General features: G+C 60.1%; 18 protein-coding genes and 2 pseudogenes. 15 read left to right on the top strand and 5 right to left on the bottom strand.

What is annotated here, in order from left to right; all coding sequences use genetic code 11:
• From AOZ13_RS15780 to AOZ13_RS10965, 4 genes and pseudogenes are all read left to right on the top strand, one after another.
• A pseudogene (locus AOZ13_RS15780) lies at positions 1-680 on the top strand (ATP-binding protein); the annotation flags it as partial.
• Complete coding sequence (locus AOZ13_RS10975; protein WP_021780594.1) at positions 677-1,558, top strand: bifunctional DNA primase/polymerase; 882 nt, start codon at positions 677-679, stop codon at positions 1,556-1,558. The pseudogene AOZ13_RS15780 and the gene AOZ13_RS10975, both read left to right, overlap by 4 nt.
• Positions 1,558-3,075 carry a primase-associated protein gene (locus AOZ13_RS10970; RefSeq protein ID WP_049934084.1) on the top strand — a complete coding sequence of 506 codons (1,518 nt, stop codon included), beginning with the start codon at positions 1,558-1,560 and terminating at the stop codon, positions 3,073-3,075. The genes AOZ13_RS10975 and AOZ13_RS10970 overlap by 1 nt, the downstream gene beginning before the upstream one ends.
• An 807-nt stretch (positions 3,076-3,882) precedes the next feature.
• Positions 3,883-4,383 (top strand): hypothetical protein, encoded by a 501-nt coding sequence (locus AOZ13_RS10965; protein ID WP_081641487.1) that lies wholly within the window; start codon positions 3,883-3,885, stop codon positions 4,381-4,383.
• Between the two features lie 21 nt (positions 4,384-4,404).
• On the opposite strand, the gene AOZ13_RS14020 is transcribed toward AOZ13_RS10965, so the two are convergent.
• Positions 4,405-4,659 (bottom strand): hypothetical protein, encoded by a 255-nt coding sequence (locus AOZ13_RS14020; protein WP_148286681.1) that lies wholly within the window; start codon positions 4,657-4,659, stop codon positions 4,405-4,407.
• Between the two features lie 108 nt (positions 4,660-4,767).
• Between AOZ13_RS14020 and AOZ13_RS10960 the strand changes: the two genes are divergently transcribed.
• The 5 genes from AOZ13_RS10960 (at position 4,768) to AOZ13_RS15050 (ending at position 7,557) form a co-directional block, all read left to right on the top strand.
• The gene (locus AOZ13_RS10960; protein ID WP_020220616.1) at positions 4,768-5,190 is read left to right on the top strand and encodes a hypothetical protein; all 423 of its coding nucleotides are present in this window, start codon (positions 4,768-4,770) and stop codon (positions 5,188-5,190) included.
• A gap of 213 nt (positions 5,191-5,403) precedes the next feature.
• Positions 5,404-5,589, top strand: a complete 186-nt coding sequence (locus AOZ13_RS10955) for a hypothetical protein (protein WP_021780592.1) — start codon at positions 5,404-5,406, stop codon at positions 5,587-5,589.
• A 125-nt stretch (positions 5,590-5,714) separates the two neighbouring features.
• A complete protein-coding gene (locus AOZ13_RS10950; protein ID WP_021780591.1) occupies positions 5,715-6,686 on the top strand; it encodes a hypothetical protein in 972 nt (323 codons plus the stop codon).
• A complete protein-coding gene (locus AOZ13_RS10945; protein ID WP_021780590.1) occupies positions 6,683-7,261 on the top strand; it encodes an IS1096 element passenger TnpR family protein in 579 nt (192 codons plus the stop codon). Before AOZ13_RS10950 ends, AOZ13_RS10945 begins: the two co-directional genes overlap by 4 nt.
• Entirely contained in the window at positions 7,258-7,557 is a 300-nt protein-coding gene (locus AOZ13_RS15050; RefSeq protein ID WP_234402870.1) for a hypothetical protein, read from the top strand. The genes AOZ13_RS10945 and AOZ13_RS15050 overlap by 4 nt, the downstream gene beginning before the upstream one ends.
• A gap of 117 nt (positions 7,558-7,674) precedes the next feature.
• Here AOZ13_RS15050 and AOZ13_RS10940 read toward each other — a convergent pair whose 3' ends face one another.
• Both AOZ13_RS10940 and AOZ13_RS10935 read right to left on the bottom strand, forming a co-directional pair.
• Positions 7,675-8,628 carry a transcription initiation factor IIB gene (locus AOZ13_RS10940; protein ID WP_020221915.1) on the bottom strand — a complete coding sequence of 318 codons (954 nt, stop codon included), beginning with the start codon at positions 8,626-8,628 and terminating at the stop codon, positions 7,675-7,677.
• Positions 8,629-9,008: 380 nt separating this feature from the next.
• On the bottom strand, positions 9,009-9,308 hold the full coding sequence (locus tag AOZ13_RS10935) for a hypothetical protein (RefSeq protein ID WP_148286739.1): 300 nt from the start codon (positions 9,306-9,308) through the stop codon (positions 9,009-9,011).
• Positions 9,309-9,503: 195 nt separating this feature from the next.
• Between AOZ13_RS10935 and AOZ13_RS10930 the strand changes: the two genes are divergently transcribed.
• The 6 genes and pseudogenes from AOZ13_RS10930 to AOZ13_RS15775 form a co-directional block, all read left to right on the top strand.
• Positions 9,504-9,791: a hypothetical protein gene (locus AOZ13_RS10930; protein ID WP_021780588.1), complete on the top strand. Its 288-nt coding sequence runs from the start codon at positions 9,504-9,506 to the stop codon at positions 9,789-9,791.
• 81 nt (positions 9,792-9,872) lie between these two features.
• Entirely contained in the window at positions 9,873-10,469 is a 597-nt protein-coding gene (locus AOZ13_RS10925; RefSeq protein WP_020221912.1) for a DUF7437 domain-containing protein, read from the top strand.
• Positions 10,466-10,966, top strand: coding sequence for a hypothetical protein (locus AOZ13_RS10920; RefSeq protein ID WP_020221911.1), 501 nt, complete (start codon positions 10,466-10,468; stop codon positions 10,964-10,966). The genes AOZ13_RS10925 and AOZ13_RS10920 overlap by 4 nt, the downstream gene beginning before the upstream one ends.
• 241 nt (positions 10,967-11,207) lie before the next feature.
• A complete protein-coding gene (locus tag AOZ13_RS10915) occupies positions 11,208-11,510 on the top strand; it encodes a hypothetical protein (RefSeq protein ID WP_020221909.1) in 303 nt (100 codons plus the stop codon).
• Positions 11,511-11,633: 123 nt separating this feature from the next.
• Positions 11,634-12,317, top strand: coding sequence for a DUF7437 domain-containing protein (locus AOZ13_RS10910; RefSeq protein ID WP_020221908.1), 684 nt, complete (start codon positions 11,634-11,636; stop codon positions 12,315-12,317).
• Positions 12,314-12,511 (top strand): annotated as a pseudogene (locus AOZ13_RS15775) (hypothetical protein); the annotation flags it as partial. The gene AOZ13_RS10910 and the pseudogene AOZ13_RS15775, both read left to right, overlap by 4 nt.
• Before the next feature lie 483 nt (positions 12,512-12,994).
• Here the strand turns inward: AOZ13_RS15775 and AOZ13_RS10900 are convergent.
• Together AOZ13_RS10900 and AOZ13_RS10895 are read right to left on the bottom strand one after the other, a co-directional pair.
• Positions 12,995-13,282: a type II toxin-antitoxin system RelE family toxin gene (locus AOZ13_RS10900; protein ID WP_021780587.1), complete on the bottom strand. Its 288-nt coding sequence runs from the start codon at positions 13,280-13,282 to the stop codon at positions 12,995-12,997.
• Positions 13,272-13,565: a ribbon-helix-helix domain-containing protein gene (locus tag AOZ13_RS10895; protein ID WP_020221905.1), complete on the bottom strand. Its 294-nt coding sequence runs from the start codon at positions 13,563-13,565 to the stop codon at positions 13,272-13,274. Before AOZ13_RS10895 ends, AOZ13_RS10900 begins: the two co-directional genes overlap by 11 nt.
• Positions 13,566-13,748 lie beyond the last annotated feature (183 nt).

Raw genomic sequence — 13,748 nt, 5'->3', positions numbered from 1 at the left:
CGCGACGACGCACGCTTCCTGCAGGACGTCCTCGACGTAATGAACGGCGCCGACGACGCCCAATCACTCCTTGAGCCGATGAGTACTCTGCAAGACGGCCGTGATGACCTCGATATCAACCGGCTCATTGACCAGAATCTCCTGTCGAAGACGCTCGTTTGCCGACGCACCTACTTTACCGTCTTGCCGGCCGGTCGGGAACTGCTCGGGCAGAAACTCGCAATCGGCCCCGGGGAAGGCGACATCGGTGAGCGAACACCACATAAGGTCGGCGTCGAACTTCTGCGTCGCTGGATTCAGGACCGAGACGGCGTCGCCCGTGTCGCAACGTATGTGGAGCACGACGCAGACACCGTCTTCGACGTTGCTGGCTTCGACGGCGACGATACCCTTGTCTGGGTCGGCGAAGCGAACTGCCGAGTCACAATCGTGTTGCACCAATCGAGGACTACGAGAAGATGGGCGCCGTCGACGCCGAGGCTGTCTGGGCGTTCAACAACCGCGAAACGGCACTCGACATCCTCGACCAACTTGCAGACCAGGACCGAATCGAGCAACGCGTCACCGGACGGGATGCACGGTCGTTCACCAAGATTCGTGCTGCCGTCGACGACCTTGATGCATCCGGACTCACGACGCTTCGCAGCTTCAACACACTCGACGAGGACTACAACGCATGACGTGGCGACACGCGACTCGCGACGACCTCTACACGTACTACACCGAGGAATTCCCCGACTACGTCGACGACCTCCCGTCGTTCATCACGGCGACCGGGCCGAAACAGTACGCGCTCGCGTTCGACCACCCCCATCCCGTCCGCAAAGACGAGGTTCCGGACAAGGACTTCGTCCGACGGGATACGTGGCAGACCGACACCGCGGGCGAACGCCAACATGCGGAGTTCGACGGCTTCGACGACGTCCTCGACTTCATCCAGCATCCCGCGCGGAACGACCCGCTCGGCGGAAGCGAATTCGCACTCGCTGACCCCGGCCTCCTTGATCAGCCAGACCCGCGTCCGGATGCAGTCTACTACGCCCTCGATAACTGGGAGCGCCCCTGGGTGTTACTCGTCGACATCGACGCGAAGACAATCGCCCGCAATCGTGCTGAGGCCGCACTCCCACAGGACACCAGCCATCGCGACGACGAAGCACTTCTTGAAGCGACCGGCATACTGGATGCAGACCCAGCGGGCTATCCGTATGCGTTCGCGGACATCGACCAAGCGATCGAGTACGGATTCGAGGTGCGCGATATCTTCGCGGACGACTTCGACGCCGAGGAAACGATGGTCGTCTACAGCGGCCAGGGCGTCCACGTCTACCTCCTCGATACCGATCTCGCCCATCGCTACGACGCACAGAGTCGCGAGGTTCTCAACGACCTCCTCCTCGAGTCGTACGACATCCCAATTGACCCAGTCGTCACTGCTGATCGGCGCCGCGTCGCCCGCCTCCCCTACTCACTCCACGCTGACGTCTCCCGTATCGTCCAGCCGATCGAGTCTCCGCAGTTCAACCCACGGACTGCCACGCCAGCCTTCCTCGACTGATGGCTACCACAACCCCTATGGACGATGAACGCACCGCCTACCAAGTCGCCGCGCTCCCCACCGAGTATGGGGAAATTCGGATTAACCAGCTGTTCACGCGTGGGTTCAACCGCTATATCGTCGACGGCGAGGACCAGCCCCAAGACCTCCTCGACGACCTTGAACGCTTCGGGACGGCCGCGTTCAAAGACGACGTCCGAAATGCGGCAGCACGGGAGCCGTTCGTCGACGAACCAGGCACACTCGCGGTACTTGCGACGCTGAGTGCGATCTGCATCAAAGCCCACCCGAAGTTCGAGGACGTCCCCCCGCGGAAGGTCCAGCCACTCTACGACGTCCGCGAACTCTACGTGAACAACCTCGGCTCACTCATGCGCGACTACAGTAACGGTGCGCTCCAGCAGGATATCGCGGAGGTCCTCTACGCGAAAGATCCGGGAGAGGATGGCCCGCATCCGGGACGTGTCTGCACCGGAATCAAAGAGATGCCCGAGTTCGACGGCGGCCTCTACCTCGAAATCCCGATGGCCGCCGCCTCCCGGCAGTGTCTCGTCCGCGACGACCAACGATCCAGTAGTGAGGGTGAGACGGCGGAGATTCGGACGCGTGTGAAGGACAATAACCTGTACGTGCCGGCTGGTGATTTCGACGAGAAATACAGCGAGTATGCCCGAGAGGCGTTCAAGACACTGCTCCGCGTGCAGGAGGATGGACTCTCTGAGGACCAGCAGACGTGGTTGGTGGCGAACGAGTCGGCAATCACCGAGCGGATCGACCGCTTCCTTGAGGGTGGCAATCACGACCGAATTTGGCGAGACTGGGACCGAGGTGAACGTCTCGTTCGCGTCCTTCGAGAGGCAGTCACCCACGCTGCGGATGACACGGCGACGGTTGGGGCGTTCCACTCCGCGCAAGCGCTCTATGACGCGCTGGCTGCCTACGACCCGGAAGCAGCGTGGAAACAGAGCATCCAGGGTCGGGTGTCGAGTCCGCGCAGTCTCGGCAATCTCCTCGTCTCGCAGCAAGACCACCGCAGGCTCACCGTCAAGCACGACCGAGAAACGAACCAGTACCGGATTGATGCATCGTCACATGGCGCTCACCCGATCACCGTCGAGTCGATCGAGGACCTCTTCGAGCTGCCCTGCATGGCGAATATGGCTGAGCGGCTCCAAGAGAAGAAGCCCGTTCGGAAAGATCTCTATAACTTCGTGCGGATGGTGATGTGGCTCCCCCAGTACCAGGAGAGTAGTCTAGACGAAATCGTCGCCGACCTCAAGGACGTCTTCTCCCAGTGGCCATGGTACGACGAGCAGACGACCGAGTACCAGATCCGCTACGAGTTCTCCAACACCATTGAGGGCGACACCCCGCTTCCGATGAACTGCGATAACGACGACCTCCAACGCTACTGTATCGGCCAGGATCAATGCGACTACTCGATCTGGGGTAGTGTCCCCTTCCCGGACGAAATGTACGACCAACTCGACGGGCTAGATTCCGCCAGCGAATTCTAGCACCAGCCGAATACCTCCACATTCAGATAGGTAGGAAGACATAGATATTATGGAAGAGTCCAATTCTCGTCGCGCAATTTTCTTCGGGTTTCACGCGCTCTAAACCCTAATTCTCTAATTCAGATCTGAGGGCCGGCTCAAAGCCAGGGGTTGAATGCTAGTCCGTGATCCGTGTAACAGGGCCGGTATTTGGATTTACCCGCGATTTCGGGGTTCTAAACCCGCCGTCGCGCAGAATTCCTATTTCTACATGAAACCCCGATGTCGTCGCGCGGATTGCTATCAGCTTAAATCTGCGCGACGGACCTCTACCAGATTTTAAGCCCGTTATTTTGCTCTCTGCACCTTCGAAATCGTCCAAAGGAAGGTAGAGGTACAGGGTGCAGATGCCACGGGCTATGACTGGCTGGAGGATGGAATTTAGTTCTGTTCAGTCTATATTCATATCTGTATCTTAGGATGTTTCTGTGAGAGGTGCACTGAGGAGAAGCGGCATAGCGATGCGCCGTGTTTAACCAACAAATTGGGGGGATTCCGTTTGGACGTTGGTTAACAGTAAGTGGAGGTGCAGATAGTGTATTCAGTCTCAGTTTCGAAGCTGCCGGCGGTCGTTGTTATTCGCCTTGGCGAAATAGAGTGCATGCTCGCCACAGCATTGATGGTGCGATGAGCGTGTTGAGCAGCTCACTCAATCGGCTACTAAGAACTTCCAGAAGGAGCGGCGCTCGCATGCAATACTGGTGGGTTAGATGAACTCCCGGTGAAAACCGTGGGTGCTCAAGGGCGTGGCGGGAGTGAGACGGCGTAATGGGGTTTGCCGATCCGGCATCGCAACCACGAATCACCGATCTGTCGGGCATTGATCCGATCGACTTCAAGATTCAAAATACACAGTTCCTGAAGAGCGATACGGAGTACGAGCAGACCGGCGCAGAACAGTTTGATGTACTCCGTCATCGAATCTGGGTGACGCGCAATGGCGATATTCAGCGTGTGCTCGATGAGTTCCCGCGAGATGCACCATTGTACGAGCAGTGTGCTGGCTGGATACATGCAATCGCCGGGAAGCACTTCTTTCCAGACGCGAACCATCGGACTGCACTCGTTCTGCTCCGCGAACTCCTTCGCCAGAACAACCTTACTCCAGGACGGTGGCCGGCGTCCATCTCGCGAGAAACCGTCCTACACTCCCATCAAGTCCGTCAACAGCTCCCCCCAGTCCGACTAGATCCGCTCTATCGGCACGATCGACTCTTCCTCGTCTGGCTCCTCTACTTCAAAATCGTGCTGCAAAATGCCGCTCGGTGATGTCGTGTCGGACGGGCCGAGTTATTCCTCGTCGTCCTCGGGTGTCGCCGCGAACGCCTCGTACAAGTCTTCGTTCTCCGCCACATCCCGATTCATGCGGCGGTGGGCGTCTTCATGCATCGTATCCCTGTCTACGGCGCTCGTGGATTTAGTCTTTCGGGGATCGACGCCCGCACACTCATTAATGCGGCAGTCCACTTCGGAGCGGCGGACTGTCGCGACGGCGACTGCAGATACACGACTACTCATCAGAGAGTCGACGACGAGACACTTCAAGGGTCGTGATACTCGGTTATGCGCCTTCCTCAGTCATGTGTCTCCGCCGGTCGTGTTTGTCGCCCCTAGTAGGGGTAGAGGGGCCATTGAGCGCCTCCTCAAGCAACCATGTCCGAACACGACCAGCGACACGGAACGCGACGTCGCGATGCAGAACTCGAAACGGAACAGCGCCCACGAACACCACTCCAACTCCACGTGCCCAACGACGTCGGCGAGTTCGCGATCCGGCGGTTCGTCGAGGGGATTATCTCCGAGTTGAAGCAGTCTCCCGTTGGCGTGGAGTACACGTCGACGACACTCCTCGGGACGAAGCGCACGCAGTACATCGCGCAGGACTCGGGGACAACGTTCCAGAAACGGCTGTATGACCCACGGCTGGGGTGGCGCGAAGAGTCCGTCCGGCAGCTCACCGTGCAGGACGAACTCGTCGCCCGGCTCACGCTCGATCGGCCAGTCGAGGACGGCCAGTGGGCGCGACGCCGCGACTGCTGTCGGCTTCGCCCCATCGACGTCCTTCGGCGTCGCTAGGCACAGCCTTAACCAACGCGCTCCGGTTCATCGATCATCCGTTGGTTAAGCCTGAGATCGCGCACGCAGAATGCGGTAGTTGGTGGGAAGGTTCACAAGCGAACCGGTCGTACACTCAGTCACGAACGCCACGTCCCAATGACGCGATTCCCTAACTCATCCGATCCACGACCCTCACTCCCAGACTGGGTACAGGAGGCCTACGAAATCCTCGTGGATGCAGCAGATAGCCCAGAGAGCGAGTTCTCCTACGACGAAGCATATGCACTCCTTAATGAGTCGGACATGTTCTCGGCAGAACATAGCGATAGCGAGTATGCCGTCAAGCGCCTGCTCAACCGTGGCTATCTCTACGAAGCCGATGGAACACTCCGCATCACCGAAACAACCCTCGACTAGGCAGACACAGGTCTATTTCGTTCTTGGCGACTAACTGGACCTCTGATCGGGAACCAACTTCCGGGGCACGAGTTCCACGCGACGTTCCCCGGAGCGTTATAGACTCAGAACGCGTAGACGGTGGTATGCCCTTCAGCGCCACGTGGCATACGCTCCTCGATGAACTCGACAAGTTAGAGGAGGGGACTGAGCTCATCGCACCGCTGTCTCACGACCGATTCCGCATCACCGACGTCCAAGAGTATCGCGTCGTCGTCCAGTTCAGTACCACAGAGGAGACACGACCACTTCAGCACGACCAGTTCGAGACGCTGTACCAGCGGATTCAGGACATGGATGGGGAGTTCGATCTAAGCCTGCTCCCATCCGACACCGACCCATATCCCGCGGTACTAAGCCTGCACCCCCGCTTCGAGATCGACGAGGACGCGGGCGTGATAACCGAAGTCGACGCCGCGACGGGGACACAACTCGTCGACGGCGACTCGAAGACCACTGCGAGTGAGCGCACCGAACCAGAGGAGGTCGACGTCTACTCGGATACACTCTTGCTCGTTGACGCGCTCGAACGCCACGACGTCACCGACCTCAGCCAGTTGGAGACACCCGCGTTGGTGAACCTCTACACGCTCCTCTCTGACGTTCAGCGGGATGCAAACGACTTCCGCCGGGATGTCGCCGACGTCCTGCTCGACCGACTCCACCACGACCAGCCCGTCCACGGCCAATATGGGTCGGTTCAGCGTACCGCTCGCCGCAATCGGTCGCTCAAAGACGACGCGGACGTTCTCGCGGTGTTGGAAGACGCCGGTATTGAGCGCGAGCGCGTCATGAGCGTCGATCGCGAGAAGGTCGACGAGGCCCTCGACGTCACGGGCCTATCTGAGGCGGCGGTCTACGACGTCGACAAGAGCGAGTACGTACGCAAGGCCGAGGTCGACGAAGAGGTGAAAGCGTCGCGACTCCAAGGGCTCAAAGACCGCCTCGCGGCGAGCGATGAGGCCGAGACCGACGAGCTCCGAGAGGAGATTGAGGAACTGGAAGACCGGATCGACGAACTCACGAGCTTCAACACGGGGAGGGAGATGCAGGAATGACGGCCTACCGATTCCGCGTCAAATTCGCCCCCGACCCGACGTCGCTGTGGCGTGACATCGTCGTCGGCGCCGACCGTACCCTCGACGAGTTCCAGACAACGATCAACGCCGCGATGGGCCTCAACCAAGACCACCTCTGGTTCTTCGGTATCGACGAGGACTACTGGGAGAGCGACGTGAAGTACCAGTGTCCAGCGGAGCACGAGGACCTCCCGAGCGGCCAGCCGATGCAGTTCGGCGAGACAACGGACAGCGCGGGCGCCACCACAGTCGGCGAGATGGTCGCACAACTGGATCTCGACCAGTACGACCGCATCTGCTACCTCTTCGACTACGGCGACGAGTGGCGCTTCTACGCGATCCTCAAAGAGGTCGTCGACGATCCCGACCGCCGAGCGCCCGAGGTCGTCAAAGAGAAAGGCAACGAAATCGACCAGTATGCGTCCGCCGGCGGGGACGGATCACCGCTTCCAGATCGCCTCCAAGAACTCGGGCTTCCCGACACGGCGGTCCCGACCGCGACCTGCGTGCACTCGAAGACCGCGACGACGTCGCACACGTCATCGTCCTGTTGAGTATTGAGACTGGGTTCGGGGCGGTTTCCGAGCGGTTCATGATTCAGTTCGACGACGTTGGCTACCTCTTGGAGAACTCGCCGCGCGGCTGGGAGGTCATCGAGGAAGTCGACGGCGGAGACAAGACCGAGGAAGCACTCCTATCAGCCCTCGCGAGTGCGGCGCGGGAGTGGCACGCCGAAATCGCCGAGATAGCGTCGGCTGCGTCCGGTCAGTTCTTCGACGACCAGACGGTTGAGGCGATGAACGTCGAGTTGAACCAAGAGCTCGAGCGGACGGGGTATAGTCACCTATGAGTACGTCCTCGATCAGATGACGCCATCGGTCCCTCAGTATTGGCGCGCTTGTACGTGCGACTGGGGTCTCAGAACGCGTAGAAGGGGACTGCGGCTGTGACCCAAACATCAACACTGCTAGACACCGAGATCCATCGCTTCGATTTGTTCCTGGTAGCGGTTGCGGATGGTGACCTCGGTGACGTTGGCGACGTCGGCGACCTCTCGTTGGGTCTTTTTCTCGTTGCAGAGGAGGCCCGCGGCGTAGATGGCGGCCGCCGCGAACCCAGTAGGACTCTTCCCCGAGAGGAGACCCTGCTCGGCGGCGGTGTCGATGATCTCGTTGGCCTTCGCGATGACTTCCTCAGAGGCATCAAGTTCGCTTGCGAAACGCGGCACGTACTCCTTGGGGTCGGTCGGCTCCATCTCGAGAGAGAGTTCCTTGGCGACATAGCGATACGTGCGCCCGATCTCCTTCTGGTCGACCCGCGAAACCTCCGTGACCTCCTCAAGCGAGCGCGGGATCCCTTCCTTGCGGCAGGCCGCATACAAGCAGGCGGTGGCGACACCCTCGATGGAGCGCCCGCGAATGAGATCCTCCTTGAGCGCGCGCCGATAGAGCACTGATGCAACCTCGCGAACACTCCGGGGAACGCCGAGTGCGGACGCCATCCGATCCATCTCGGAGAGGGCGAACTGGAGGTTGCGCTCGCCGGCGTCCTTCGTCCGAATGCGCTCCTGCCACTTCCGCAGGCGATTCATCCGATTGCGCTTCTTCGAGTCGAGCGTCCGCCCGTAGGCGTCTTTGTCCTTCCAGTCGATCTGGGTGGTCAGCCCCTTATCGTGCATCGTCTGCGTGGTCGGCGCGCCCACCCGTGATTTCTCGTCGCGCTCACTGGAGTTGAACGCCCGCCACTCCGGGCCGCGGTCAATCTGGTCGCCGTCGAGAACGAGCCCGCAGTCCTCGCAGAGCCGCTCGCCCTGATCCGTGACGATACTCGTCGACTCACACTCCGGGCAGTGCTGGGTCTCGTCGCTGGTCTGCTTCTGCTCGGCCTGCTCTTCGCTGCGTTCTCGAGTCGGCCGTTCCATTCATCTTGTGACACCCTCTAATCAAATATAGGTCTTTGCCTACTGCCAGTCGCAGACAGTGTTGGTTCAGTCCCGGGTATTACTCTGACTGACGGGTCGTCGCCAACGCAGTGGTGAATTCCTGGATGAACTCCGCAAGAATCCCCCTCTGGACTCCGACTGTGGTCGAGTGGTTCCCAGAGTCCGGCACGCTCGGCGCGCGTCGTCGTCGGTCACGACACAGTGCGGAGTGTCCGACTCGGAAGGCCAGATGAGGGGGAATCGAGATGGGGGTCATTTGGAGTGTTCCCGGGAGAAAGGAGCCGTGAAGGGACGTATCTGTGGGGAGTTGTGAGGGGGACTACCGTAGGATACTGTAGGGTGTGGTGATGGAGCAGGTGTCACTCCGGTTGGCGTGTCGTCGGCAACGCCGTAGTGAAGTCCTCAACGAACTCCGCAAGAACCTCGTCCGGGCCCAAATCGTGAGTGTGGATGGGAGGTTCCCAGAGTTCGACGTCGAACGCGTGGGCCGCCGTCGCGTCGCCGTCGGTCGCGACCACCATCAGAATTGCACTCTGGTAGATGACGATCGTTCGCTCGGCGTCCACCTCCAGATGTTCGATGTACGCGGCCTCCAGTCCCGCTCGAAGGTTCACGCTGTCAGCGAGTTCGCAGTGGACGACCGGGTCATCATCTGCCATTCGATCCACCATACGGAATCGCGTGTGAAGTATACCCCGCTCCAAGACCGCCCTGGTCGCCCACTCTTAACCAACGCTTCCGGGAGAGTGGACGATTATGTTGGTTAAGATGTTGGGAGCCGGAATGTGACCGCCGTCGCGTTTGTCGGCGCCGTCGAGGGGTGCGACGCACACCACGCGTCGCGAGTTCCATCGATGACTGCACCAGATCGACACGCCGACACGAGCAACGACGCCGAGTGTTTCGAGCGCGAGCAACTCGCCAGAGATGCCGATCAAGCCCGGCGACGAACAGACGACCAAACGAAGTCGGAGGCCCGCAAGCTGATCGCCGACCTTCTCGAGGACGACACCGTGGCGGCGGTGCCGACTGATCGCCTGCTCGTCCACGAGCCAACGGACGCCGTCTTCGAGGACGTCGTCCAGCTCGCCGCCTACCACCGTGGCTGGGAAGCCGGTCGCGACGACGAGGCGGATGCATGAGCCAGCAGACGCTCGAAGGCTGTGATGCCGGTCCCGAAACACCTATTACTGGTTCTCTGTAATCTATAACTAGTACATCGAATGTCCCGGACCTCGAACCAAGCGAACGGTGATCTCCTCCGCGAATTCCTCTCCATCGCGGACCTCCTCGAGGAGCCGCGCCTGGCGCAACTCTACGCATATCTCGCACGCGACGGCGAGGCGACCACGCAAGAACTCATTGAGGCCCTCGACCTCCCACAGGGAACCGCGTATAGCTATGTTGACCGCCTCGTCGACGCTGGCGTCATTCAGGTCGTCTCCGAGACACCACCGCGCCGATATGCAGCACGAGAGATCGAGCTCACCGTCACGACAGCCGACGGCGAGCGTGAATACACAATTACGCCGGCGCTTATCGACGCGGTCGGCCGACGCGAAACCGACGCCGACATCGACACCTACATCGACCGCCACGGGATCGCGGGACTCGCGACCGCACTCACCTATACAGTCGAACGCGAGCGGGGGGAAATGTCGCACCGGCTAATGGCCCGCGACCTCGACATCTCACCGCTCGCCGCGGAAATCATCCTGCAGGCGCTCCGGCCGATTGTCCACGAACACTTTGACATCGAGACAACTGGTGGCTCGCTCGCCGATATTGAGGGTGTCGACACCGATTTTGACGACGCGTGAGCGCCATCCACATCGGCGATACCGGGCTCTTCGTCGCGATTGGCGACACCAAGAACCGCCGCTATCACGCAGTCCGGACGTTCGCCTATCGGAATGATATCGTGTTCGTCCTTCCGGAGCGAGTCTATGACGAACTGACCGCTAACCGATCAGCCGATCGAACACCACCGATTGATGCAGCGATTGACGATGGCTGGGTTCGTGTTGCGGATCCGCTCAACTATACGATTCCGCTTGTCTCCCGTGTGATGGACGGCGTTCAGCGGTATATCGCGAATGCTGACAGCCGACCAGAGGACGAAATCGAGCGAGCGGATGCCGCACTCGCCGGCGTCGCCGCCCAGGCCTTCAGTGAGGGAACTGCGAACGAAGCATACGTCTACACAACCGATCACGATGCCGGAGAAGGCATTGAGACGATATTCGCCAGCGAAGGCTACGGCGACTCAATCACATACATAAATGGATTTAGGTTCGTCAATGATCTCGTCGACTAACTACGTTGGAGGCGTGTTAGCGGGGTTTCCTGATGGCGATTGACGATGAAGTCCGCAAGCTCTACGAGCGCTACCAGGCGGCGGAGAGTGACGAGGAACGCTACGCCGAGATCTACGACGCCCTCGAAGACGAGTGAGCGGGCAGCACCCCCGATCGAACAGTAGTCGCCACCCGCGACGTTCGTGGCTCACGTCGTTCACGCAACAACCACGAAGTAGCGGAGTATACAACAAACACACCATGAGCGGTGAGAAGAAACGCATCCAATTCCGCGCCCCTGGCCGGCTCATCGACCGAGCGGACGCACTCGCCGACATCCTCGGCGAGGACCGTACCGAGATCGTCGTCACTGCACTCCGTGAGTACCTGCAGGAGGTAGCGCACGACGACGCACTCAGCCACGAGATCGCCGCTGCCTACTACGACGACGAGATTACCTACGACCAACTCGAGTCACTTGTCGGTGCCGAGGAAGCCGCGAACTACCGCATCCTGAAAGAGCAACTCGACCAGGGCTACATCAACGACGTCGCCGACGTTTGAGGCGTTTCTCAACACGAGACGTTAGGCAGATCCCAACCGTCGGGATGGTACGCAGATGCGCACAGCGGTATTCGAAAGACTTCGACCAATAGTCTGAGGCCTATCGACTTCGAACGTCGTCGTATGCCTGAAGAGCCACCGAACGACACAGCCCGGTCAACTGGTGGTGCAGATACGCCCTCTAGCGACGCACTCACCCCCAAGCGTCTCGCCGAGAACACACCGGGGCTTGAGACTGTCGTCGAACTCCTCAATCACCCAGCGCTCACGCGTGTCTACGTTTACGTCTGCTACTGGGGGCCGACGACACCACCCGATGTCCAAGACGACCTCGACCTCTCGAAATCGACGGCCTACGAATACATCGACCAGCTCGTCAACCTCGGTCTCATCACGCGGGACGACTCAACACGGCCGCAGCAACTGACGGCCGAACCGATTGCTGTCGTCGACGAACACGCACCGATCGTCATTACGCCGACCGTCCTCCACGCGTTCGCCCTCCAAGAGATCGATGCGGACGTCGCGTACTTCCTCGACCGCTACGGCATCGGGAAACTCGTCGCCGCACTCCGTGGTGCCGGCCTCCACTTCGCGGGACAGACTACCCAACGGATGGTCGCCGACGACATCGACGTTCGCGAGACAGAAGCGATGATGATCAGCTACGCACTCGTCCCTGCCCTTGCCGTCGGCCGAGACCACGACCCCTATTTCGAGTATCTCTTCCCCGACGTCCACGACGCGATGGAGCTTCCCGATCTTGACGAGCGGGAGACGACACCGTCCCCACCGGACGACGGATGAGTGCAGACTCGCCACTCGCACCCGACCAAGACGTCCTCGTCGACGCGAATATCTTCTTCGCAATCGGGCATCCCTCAAATCCACAGTATCAGCGGTTTCGACGCGCAGTCCGGCGTGCGAGCGTCGTCCTCAAACTCCCGCAACGTGTTGTCGGTGAGCTCGGTGGGCCGAATCGAGACCGCGTTCGACGAGCCACTCGAGATGTGGCCGTACCTCCGCCGTCGCGCAGTCCGCCCGCTCCGCAATCTCCATGACCGACGTCGCGCCGTCAACGCCATCGCAACCTCGAAGACGCGCTCCGGCACCGTTCGCCCTTCCAGCCTCGTCTCCCACTCCCCAGTGAGGTTGAGTTCCGGCGGGGTTTCCTCCGACATTACTCATCACTACGCGGTCTACCCACAGTAGTTTGTGGGTGCTCGACTTGCTGAATGGCAGAGTTGGAAGTAGGGAGCGCTCGCTTCTTCACCGCCTTTACTGGAAACGGTGGTGTGTCGAACGCTCCAATTAGTGGTCTAAACACCCTTGATAGACCGTGATCCACCGGTCTCGGTGTAATACTGCTGGAGGCGGCACTCGGATCGCGACGGCGGGTGCGTCGTCGTGTCAAGCCCGGCTGGGTGGTTCGATTCGCGCTTGACGTCGGCCTTCCTCGTAGAGTAGAAAAGTCAGTCAGTCAGTCAGTCGTCAGCTGTGTAGGCTCCGCTCCGGTGTTCGATTCGGTGAACTTCGAGGACGAGCGCGTCCCGGTCAAGGACACACGCAAGTCGATACTGCCCGACGCGAAGCTTCTCGAACGGGCCACCAGTCAGTGGTTCAAGATAGTCGTCCGGATCCCGCCATGGGTCGTCGACAATCTCGTCGAGCTTTGAAACAATCCGATCCTGAACGTGGTGTTCCAGATTGTCGAACTGCGTGGCAGCACGTGGTGTGAACTTCCACGTCCACTCGTCATCCTTACTCCCCATCCGTACCGTCGTCCATCATCGCCAGCACGTCCTCACGAGACACAAGCTCCTCGTCCCCAGTCCGAAGTTCGTGTTCGCTTGCGGCAATCTGCTTCCAGCCCTCACGCGAGAACTCCGGGTGCTTGACCGCGTCTCGCGCTGCATAGCGGAGGAATTCACTTCGTGAGTTGAAGCCTTGTTCTTCCCACGTCGTGTCGATATCATCCAGGAACGCTTGCGTGAGTCGGAGATTGACCTGGACAGTCTCCGGCCCATCCCCCGTTGAGCGTTCGGCATCAGACATGATATACTAATGCTTTACGTCCGTATATCAGATAAACATTCCCCACGAGAGTCTAGCCCGTCAGACGCTGGCGGACTCGTTTCTGAGTGTGCTGTCCGGTTCGTACCAGACTCACAACGGCAATACGCCGATTAGGGGCACACTCGGTTGACCGGTGTGACGCGACGGTTCGCCGCGCTCGGC

The sequence above is a fragment of the Halarchaeum acidiphilum MH1-52-1 genome (assembly GCF_000474235.1).
Taxonomy (GTDB): Archaea; Halobacteriota; Halobacteria; order Halobacteriales; family Halobacteriaceae; genus Halarchaeum; species Halarchaeum acidiphilum.
The sequence above is the reverse complement of the archived record's forward strand: the minus strand, read 5'-3'. Positions and strand labels throughout refer to the sequence as shown.

Excerpts from the sequence above, each read along its gene's own strand:
- AOZ13_RS10945 (WP_021780590.1), top strand. The coding sequence starts at position 6,683 with ATGACGGCCTACCGATTCCGCGTCAAATTCGCCCCCGACCCGACGTCG.
- AOZ13_RS10950 (WP_021780591.1), top strand. The coding sequence starts at position 5,715 with ATGCCCTTCAGCGCCACGTGGCATACGCTCCTCGATGAACTCGACAAG.
- AOZ13_RS10895 (WP_020221905.1), bottom strand. The coding sequence starts at position 13,565 with ATGTCTGATGCCGAACGCTCAACGGGGGATGGGCCGGAGACTGTCCAG.
- AOZ13_RS10970 (WP_049934084.1), top strand. The coding sequence starts at position 1,558 with ATGGCTACCACAACCCCTATGGACGATGAACGCACCGCCTACCAAGTC.
- AOZ13_RS10910 (WP_020221908.1), top strand. The coding sequence starts at position 11,634 with ATGCCTGAAGAGCCACCGAACGACACAGCCCGGTCAACTGGTGGTGCA.
- AOZ13_RS10960 (WP_020220616.1), top strand. The coding sequence starts at position 4,768 with ATGTCCGAACACGACCAGCGACACGGAACGCGACGTCGCGATGCAGAA.
- AOZ13_RS10925 (WP_020221912.1), top strand. The coding sequence starts at position 9,873 with ATGTCCCGGACCTCGAACCAAGCGAACGGTGATCTCCTCCGCGAATTC.
- AOZ13_RS10935 (WP_148286739.1), bottom strand. The coding sequence starts at position 9,308 with ATGGCAGATGATGACCCGGTCGTCCACTGCGAACTCGCTGACAGCGTG.
- AOZ13_RS10975 (WP_021780594.1), top strand. The coding sequence starts at position 677 with ATGACGTGGCGACACGCGACTCGCGACGACCTCTACACGTACTACACC.
- AOZ13_RS10900 (WP_021780587.1), bottom strand. The coding sequence starts at position 13,282 with ATGGGGAGTAAGGATGACGAGTGGACGTGGAAGTTCACACCACGTGCT.
- AOZ13_RS10930 (WP_021780588.1), top strand. The coding sequence starts at position 9,504 with ATGACTGCACCAGATCGACACGCCGACACGAGCAACGACGCCGAGTGT.
- AOZ13_RS10915 (WP_020221909.1), top strand. The coding sequence starts at position 11,208 with ATGAGCGGTGAGAAGAAACGCATCCAATTCCGCGCCCCTGGCCGGCTC.
- AOZ13_RS10965 (WP_081641487.1), top strand. The coding sequence starts at position 3,883 with ATGGGGTTTGCCGATCCGGCATCGCAACCACGAATCACCGATCTGTCG.
- AOZ13_RS10940 (WP_020221915.1), bottom strand. The coding sequence starts at position 8,628 with ATGGAACGGCCGACTCGAGAACGCAGCGAAGAGCAGGCCGAGCAGAAG.